At 65.1% G+C, this 6,571-nt stretch carries 8 protein-coding genes; 3 read left to right on the top strand and 5 right to left on the bottom strand.

Annotation, left to right across the window (positions count from 1 at the left end):
* Window positions 1–18: 18 nt before the first annotated feature.
* Window positions 19–990, bottom strand: a complete 972-nt coding sequence (locus AC1DWI_RS10645; protein ID WP_477668600.1) for a Bug family tripartite tricarboxylate transporter substrate binding protein — start codon at window positions 988–990, stop codon at window positions 19–21.
* 106 nt (window positions 991–1,096) lie between these two features.
* Here AC1DWI_RS10645 and AC1DWI_RS10640 point away from each other — a divergent pair, with 106 nt between their 5' ends.
* The gene (locus tag AC1DWI_RS10640) at window positions 1,097–1,897 is read left to right on the top strand and encodes an IclR family transcriptional regulator (protein ID WP_477668929.1); all 801 of its coding nucleotides are present in this window, start codon (window positions 1,097–1,099) and stop codon (window positions 1,895–1,897) included.
* A gap of 88 nt (window positions 1,898–1,985) precedes the next feature.
* Here the strand turns inward: AC1DWI_RS10640 and AC1DWI_RS10635 are convergent, their stop codons facing one another.
* The gene (locus tag AC1DWI_RS10635; RefSeq protein ID WP_477668601.1) at window positions 1,986–2,771 is read right to left on the bottom strand and encodes a crotonase/enoyl-CoA hydratase family protein; all 786 of its coding nucleotides are present in this window, start codon (window positions 2,769–2,771) and stop codon (window positions 1,986–1,988) included.
* Window positions 2,765–3,058: a DUF2917 domain-containing protein gene (locus tag AC1DWI_RS10630; protein ID WP_477668602.1), complete on the bottom strand. Its 294-nt coding sequence runs from the start codon at window positions 3,056–3,058 to the stop codon at window positions 2,765–2,767. Before AC1DWI_RS10630 ends, AC1DWI_RS10635 begins: the two co-directional genes overlap by 7 nt.
* Before the next feature lie 95 nt (window positions 3,059–3,153).
* On the opposite strand from AC1DWI_RS10630, the gene AC1DWI_RS10625 reads away from it, so the two are divergent.
* Complete coding sequence (locus AC1DWI_RS10625; RefSeq protein ID WP_477668603.1) at window positions 3,154–4,077, top strand: LysR substrate-binding domain-containing protein; 924 nt, start codon at window positions 3,154–3,156, stop codon at window positions 4,075–4,077.
* Here AC1DWI_RS10625 and AC1DWI_RS10620 read toward each other — a convergent pair.
* A complete protein-coding gene (locus AC1DWI_RS10620) occupies window positions 4,074–5,033 on the bottom strand; it encodes a pyridoxamine 5'-phosphate oxidase family protein (protein WP_477668604.1) in 960 nt (319 codons plus the stop codon). The two genes, AC1DWI_RS10625 and AC1DWI_RS10620, sit on opposite strands and share 4 nt — an antisense overlap.
* The gene (locus AC1DWI_RS10615) at window positions 5,030–5,683 is read right to left on the bottom strand and encodes a glutathione S-transferase family protein (protein ID WP_477668605.1); all 654 of its coding nucleotides are present in this window, start codon (window positions 5,681–5,683) and stop codon (window positions 5,030–5,032) included. Before AC1DWI_RS10615 ends, AC1DWI_RS10620 begins: the two co-directional genes overlap by 4 nt.
* Window positions 5,684–5,822: 139 nt before the next feature.
* Between AC1DWI_RS10615 and AC1DWI_RS10610 the strand changes: the two genes are divergently transcribed.
* On the top strand, window positions 5,823–6,571 hold a 749-nt coding region (locus AC1DWI_RS10610; protein ID WP_477724806.1), incomplete at its 3' end, for a LysR family transcriptional regulator.

Here is a 6,571-nt window from a genome sequence, read left to right as displayed (position 1 = left end):
AGTTGCGACATACAGAGATCAGTTCACCTGGATGTTTGCTTCGCGGATCACCTTGTCCCAAAGTCCGGTTTCCTTGCGGATCATGTCGGTGAGCTCGGCCGCATCCGCAAGCTCGATGTCGACCCCCTGTTCTTCGAAACGCCTGGCCACCCCAGGGTCGAGCGACGCTTTCTTCATCGCCGCGTAGAGGCGCGCGACGACGGGTTCCGGCGTTCCGTTGGGCGCGAAGATGGCATTCCAGCTCTTGTAACCAAAGCCGCGAACGGTGTTCGAAATCAAGGGGATCCCCTTCAGAGGCGCTGCGGCGCTGGGGGCGGTGAGGCCGATGACGCGCAGCGAGCCGTTCTGGGCCATGCCGGTGAACGAAGGCATGGTTCCGAACATCGCGTGAATCTGGCCGGAGACAAGGTCCGTGGTCGCCGCCGAAGCCCCGCGGTACGGCACGTGCTTGATGTCGATCTGCGCGGCGCGCGCGAACAGTTCCGTGCCGAGGTGAGCCAATCCCCCGACGCCCGCAGAGCCGAAGTTCAGTTGGCCCGGATGTGCCCTGGCATACGCAACCAGCTCCGCGATCGTCTTGAACGGCATCTTCGCCGTCACCACCAGCACGTGTGGTGCCGTCGCGATCATCCCCACCGGCGTGAGCTGGGTCAGGATGTCCACGCGCGGCTTCTGCAGCAGGGGTTGTGCCGTGATGTTGCCGGAGGCGGCGAAGAGCAGCGTATGGCCATCGGCCTTCGAGCCTGTCACCTTCTGCATGGCAGGCACGCCGGCGCCGCCGCCGGCGTTCTCGATGATGAAAGGCTGTCCCAGGGCCGTGCTCATGGCCTGGGCCAGATCGCGACCGAGGACGTCCGTCGCGCCACCGGCGGCGAATGGAATCACCATCCGGGTCGAAACCGAAGAGGCGCCCTGCGCCCGGGCGCCGAACGCGGCGATTGCCGCCGCCGAAGCAAGGAAGCTACGGCGCCTGGCGTGCATGTTTGTCATGGAACGTGTCTCCTGGATCAAGGAGCGCATGATCCGAACAAAGATACAGGATGGGCAATGCGTTACGCCTGACGTAACGGTGCGCGGGCTTGAATACAATCCGGCCATGCCGCAAGAGTCCAGGTTCAAGCCGACGCATGCCACGCCGAAGCGACTTCTCGCGGACGGGCCGGTGGGAACCTCGACGCGTCCAGGCGACGAGAACGTCACGGCCGTGGCGCGTGCGCTGGCTATCCTCACTGCCTTCGAAGGCGACGAGCTCTTTCTCCCGCTGGCGGAGCTCGCACGCCGTACCAGCATGCACAAACCCACGGTGCTGCGGCTTGCGCGCACGCTCGCTGCAGCCAGATTCCTCGTCAGGCGCGAAGACGGTGCGTGGCGGCTCGGCCCTGCAGTAGGCTGGATGGGCTCCCGCTACCAGGCGCAGTTCGACCTCGACTCCGCCATCGAACCCATCCTTCGCCAGCTTGGTACGGCCACGGGAGAAAGCGCCTCGTTCTTCGTCTTCGAAGGCAACCTGCGCAGCTGCCTGATGCGTTGCGAGGGAACGGCAGGTGTTCAGAGCCAAATTCGCTCTGGCGAGGTTTTTCCCCTGGACCGCGGATCCGCCGGCCGGGTGATTCTGGCCGCCCTGGGCGAACCGGGTGATCTGAATGAGCGCATCCGTCGATGCGGTTTCCACATCACCCGCGGCGAGCGGAACTCGAAAATCGCGAGCGTCTCCGCGGCCGTGCGCGGACGCCATGGCGCCGTGCTGGGCTCTGTCAGCACGGCGGGCCCGGTAGAACGACTGACGAGTGCGGTACTCGCGCGTTACGCGCCCGCCACGGTTCTGGCGGCGAAGCAGCTCGGGCAAACGCTCGGCGCCATGCCTTCCACGGCGCTGCGGGCAACCTGGCATCCGTGATCTGCGTCGCAAACGACGCGAAATGTCACCCGGGCGCACCTGATGTGATGTGATGCACTATCCTGTGCGGCCTGCGAAAAATGCAGCCTCAGCGATGAAGAAATACAGGCTGCCGCTTCTCCACAAACGCTGCCGTTCCCTCCCGTGCGTCTGGCGAAGCCGCGGCGATCATGAACTGCGCGGCCTCGATCGCCAGGCCTTCGTCGATGGAAACATTCAGGCCGCGCGTCACCGCACGCAGCGAGGCTGTCACGGCCACGGCGGAGTTTTCGGCGATGCGGTCGGCCATTCGCAGGCAGGCCGGTATCAGTTCATGGGCCGGCACCACATGGTTGATAAGGCCGATCAGCAGGGCTTCCTCTGCACTGATGGCGTCGCCGGTGAGGATCATTTCGTTGGCGCGCTTGCGCCCTATGTGGCGCGGCAGGCGCTGCGTGCCGCCAAAGGGCGGTGGAAAGCCCAGCCGGATTTCGGGCTTGGCAAAGCTGGCATGTTCCGCCGCGATGGCCAGGCTGCAGGCTTCCATGGTTTCACAACCGCCGCCGAAGGCGATGCCGTTGACGGCCGCGATGATGGGTTTGGGATAGTTTTCGATGCGCCTGGTCATGGCCTGGCCGCGCATCACGAAGTTGCGCCACGCTGCCTCGGGCGAGGTGGCTATGTCGGCTGCGAAGCCCGCAATGTCGGCGCCCGCACTGAAGGCTTTATCGCCCTGCCCCGTCAGCACCAGGCAGCGCACGCTGTCGTCGCGCTCCAGGGCGTTCAGCCTGTCCATGAGCTCATCGATCAGGGCGTAGTTCAGTGCGTTCAGTTTCTCGGGCCGGTTCAGGGTCAGTATCACGTGTTGGCCGCGGCGCTCAGTTTCTATCAGCATGGGGCCTCCTCAGGTTTTCGGGCAATAGCGTCGGGGGATACAAATGACAACACACCGCAACCGCGCGGGGCGCCCACAAAATAAGTCGCGGCTTGCGGCGTGACAAAGGACTGGCCGCTTTCCAGCACCACGTCGCTGTCCCGGCGTCCAGCCAGCGCATCGCTGGTGATCCAGAGGCAACCCCCAGTGCAGGCCAAAACCTGGCCGCGCGGCAAGCGCAAGGGTTTGGGGATGGACCCGAGCTTCAGCGGGGTCTGTGGAGTTTGTAGGGTTTGCAGGGCATGCATGGCGGACTCCTTGAAAAGTGTGGTTTGATTCTTCTTTGGAACCGGTCCGCGCGGCCGGATGGTTTGTCATACGGGGTATTCCAATCATTCATGCCATGCTGAACAGCCCTTCCACCAGCGCACTGCGCGCCATGTCGCTCGATGCCATCCGCGGCTTCGAATCCGCCGCGCGGCACCTGAGCTTTACCGCTGCCGCCGAAGAACTGTGCATCACGCAGTCGGCCGTGAGCAAGCAGGTGAAAAGCCTGGAAGATGCCTTGGGCACCACCCTGTTCGTGCGTGGCGGCAAGGGCCTGAGCCTGACGCCGCAAGGCCGTGAGCTTTATGAGGTGGCCCGCGCCGCGCTGGCGCAGCTGGCCTCGGCTGTCGACCGCCTGCTGGCGGTGGACAGGGTCTCTGTAGCGGTCACCACCACGCCCTCCTTCGCCGCACTGTGGCTGGCTCCCAAGCTTGCCAAATTCCAGTTGCTGGAGCCTGCCATCGATGTACGCGTCGACGCCACAGAAACGCGTGTCAACCTGGAGCGCGAAGGCATGGACCTGGCTGTGCGGCTCTACCCCGTGCTGCAGGGCGGCGAAGACCCGCCACCCCTGCTGCAGGAGCAGGCCCTGCTGGTGGCGGCGCCGGCCGTCGCGGCACGCATCCATGCCGCCGCCGATATCCTGACTACGCCGCTACTGGTCTATTACGACCCGGCCACACGTTTCCCCTGGATGTCGTGGCCGGACTGGTACGGGCGCCTGGACTTGAGGCAATCGGCGCAGCAGCCTTGTTTGTATTTTTCGCAGTACGAACATGTGCTGACCGCCGCCGTGCAAGGCGCGGGCATAGGCATAGGCCGCACGCCGCTGGTGTTACCGTTGCTGCGGAGCGGCCAGCTCATGGTGGTCTTGCCGGGCCAGACGGTGCCGGGCCTGGGCTACCGCATCGTCACCTCAGCCCACAGCACGGAGCGGCCCGCCGTGCAGAAGTTTCGCGCCTGGCTGGAGCGCGAACTCGCGCTTGAAGCCATAGGCTAAGCCCAGGCGCCGGTAGCTTCCAGCACCGGGGAGAGTTCTGCCTCGCCCCAGCGCAGCGGCAAGGAAGATTCCACCAGCTGCATGGTTTGCACCTTGAAACGCATCAGGCGCTGTGCGCCGGCGAAGGACTGCACCTCGGGCCCGTCCCAGATGATGTCAGCCGTGACGGCCAGATACAGCAGGTCGCCGGTGTCGAAGTCGATGAACAGCAGGCCGGCGCGCGGGTTCACCACGAGGTTACCCAGGGTGTTGAAGAAGTAGTTGCCGACGAAATCCGGCACGGTCAGGGTGCCGTCGGCCTCCACGCGCACAAAACCGGGCTTGCCGCCGCGGTGGGACACGTCCACGCCGCCGGCGCGGCCGGCTTGCTCACCGTTGCCCGCATAGGCTGTGGCGATGAACAGCGTGTCGGCCTGCTCGATCATGCGGCGCGCCGCGTCATTGAGCTGCGCCGACGCGTGCACCACCGGCCCCGCTGAAGACGTGGAGCGCTCCATATACACCGGCTCGCGCGCCTGGATGTATTTGGGGCAGTTGCCGAAACTCTGGCTCAGCTCCACAGCGAAGCCCGAGGCACTCACGCCGCGAACGATGCCGTTCATGCGGTTGCGCCTGCGCGTGTGCGGCTCGATGCCCAGCAGACCTATCGCGGCGCCATCTGCCAGCGTGCCTTGCAAGGGATCACCTGCGAGCGGCTGGGCGCGCAGCACCAGATGATGCGCATCGGGCGAGTGGATAAAACCCGGCGGCTGGGCCAGCACCGAGGCCCAGGGCTGGCCGCTCGCGTCCACCGTGCCGGCGACCACAAAAGGCAACTGCTCAAAAAACTCGCGGTGCTGGTCGGGCATGAAGTCGCGGATCACACGCGGGCCGATTTCCGCCATGCGCGCACGCACGGCCGCGCCCACGCGCGCTTGCGCGGCGCGCTCGCCCTCGTGGAAAGTGGCGGTGCTCATGCGGCCAGCCCTATCGGGCTCCTGACCATGGGCACAAAGCGCGGCAAGGCCTCAATGCGGGCCAGCCAGGCGCGTATGCGCGGGTAGGCTTCCAGCGAGACCTTGCCCTCCGGCGCATGGGCCGAGTAACTGTAGTTGGCGATGTCGGCCAGTGTGGGGGTGCTGCCCGCGAGAAAAGCCGACTGGCCCAGTTGCTGCTCCATCACCGTGAACAGGGCATGTGCACGCTCAATGGCTTCCGGGTTTTCCGGCCGCTTGAACAGCTGGATGACGCGCGCGGCAGCCGGGCCGGAGGCGAGCTGCCCCGCAGCGACCGACAACCAGCGCTGCACCGCCGCAGCAGCCAACGGGTCGCGCGGCAGCCATTGCTCGGCATCCGGCGCGTAGCGTGCGTTGAGGTACACCAGGATGGCGTTGGAATCGGCCAGCGTGACTTCACCGTCCTGGATCACCGGCACCTGGCCGAAGGCGTTCATGGCCAGGAAGGCCGGCGTCTTGTGCCCTTTGGTGGCCAGGTCGATCTCGATGCGCTCGAAGGGCAGGCCCAGCAGCGAGAGAAACAGTTCCACCCGGTGCGAATGGCCGGAGATGGCGACGCGGTACAGGCGTATGGGTTGTGCGGGCGGGGCTTTGGCGGCGGGTGTGCTCATGACGGGCTTTCGGCAGGTTGAAGAATTTTGCTCTCGGGAATGGATTTTGTTTGAACCGTTATCTTGAATAAATGGCTTTCAAGGTATTTAACTAATCCACTAACTGGATGAATCCCCGCAACAGGCGTAGCATGTCGCCATGGACAAACTCCGGGCCATGCAGGCCTTTATTCACATTGCCGAACAAGGCAGCCTTACGGCCGCGGCCCAGGTCATGGAGTCCTCGTTGCCGGCGATGGTGCGTACGCTGGCCGGCTTCGAGGCCCAGCTGGGTGTGCGCCTTTTCAACCGCACCACCCGGCGCATCTCACTGACCGAGGAAGGCCGGCGCCACCTCGAAAGCTGCCGCCAGCTGCTGGCCACACTCGCGGATGCAGAAGCGGCGCTGACCGCCGACGCGGCGGAACCCGCGGGCCACCTGACCATTACCGCACCCATGCTGTTCGGCCAGATGCATGTGGCGCCCGCCGTCACGCGCTTTGTGCAGCAGCACGAGAAGATGCGCTGCTCCATGGTGCTGCTGGACCGCGTGGTGAATCTGCTCGAAGAAGGCATCGACGTCGGCATTCGCATCGGCGAGCCTGAAGACTCCAGCCTGGTGGCGCAGAAGGTGGGCACCATCCGCCGCCTGGTGGTGGCCAGCCCCGCCTGGGTTCGCCGCCACGGCGTACCAAAACACCCCAAGGACCTGCTCAAGGCCAACTGCGTGCGACTGACAGACCATTCCCCCACATGGGGCCCGTTCATAGACCAGGGCCGACCGCTTCGGCTTGCCGTCAGTGGTAATCTGGAGTTCAACCAGATCGCGCCGGCCGTGGCGGCCTGCGCGGCGGGTGCGGGATTCGGTTCGTTCTTGTCTTACCAGGTGGCGCCGTTTTTAAAGACCAA

The sequence above is a fragment of the Polaromonas sp. P3_C2 genome (assembly GCF_056402675.1).
The sequence above is the reverse complement of the archived record's forward strand: the minus strand, read 5'-3'. Positions and strand labels throughout refer to the sequence as shown.

Coding starts and splice junctions, on each gene's coding strand:
- AC1DWI_RS10615 (WP_477668605.1), bottom strand. CDS start 5,683: ATGAGCACACCCGCCGCCAAAGCCCCGCCCGCACAACCCATACGCCTG.
- AC1DWI_RS10630 (WP_477668602.1), bottom strand. CDS start 3,058: ATGCATGCCCTGCAAACCCTACAAACTCCACAGACCCCGCTGAAGCTC.
- AC1DWI_RS10635 (WP_477668601.1), bottom strand. CDS start 2,771: ATGCTGATAGAAACTGAGCGCCGCGGCCAACACGTGATACTGACCCTG.
- AC1DWI_RS10645 (WP_477668600.1), bottom strand. CDS start 990: ATGACAAACATGCACGCCAGGCGCCGTAGCTTCCTTGCTTCGGCGGCG.
- AC1DWI_RS10620 (WP_477668604.1), bottom strand. CDS start 5,033: ATGAGCACCGCCACTTTCCACGAGGGCGAGCGCGCCGCGCAAGCGCGC.
- AC1DWI_RS10640 (WP_477668929.1), top strand. CDS start 1,097: ATGCCGCAAGAGTCCAGGTTCAAGCCGACGCATGCCACGCCGAAGCGA.
- AC1DWI_RS10625 (WP_477668603.1), top strand. CDS start 3,154: ATGCTGAACAGCCCTTCCACCAGCGCACTGCGCGCCATGTCGCTCGAT.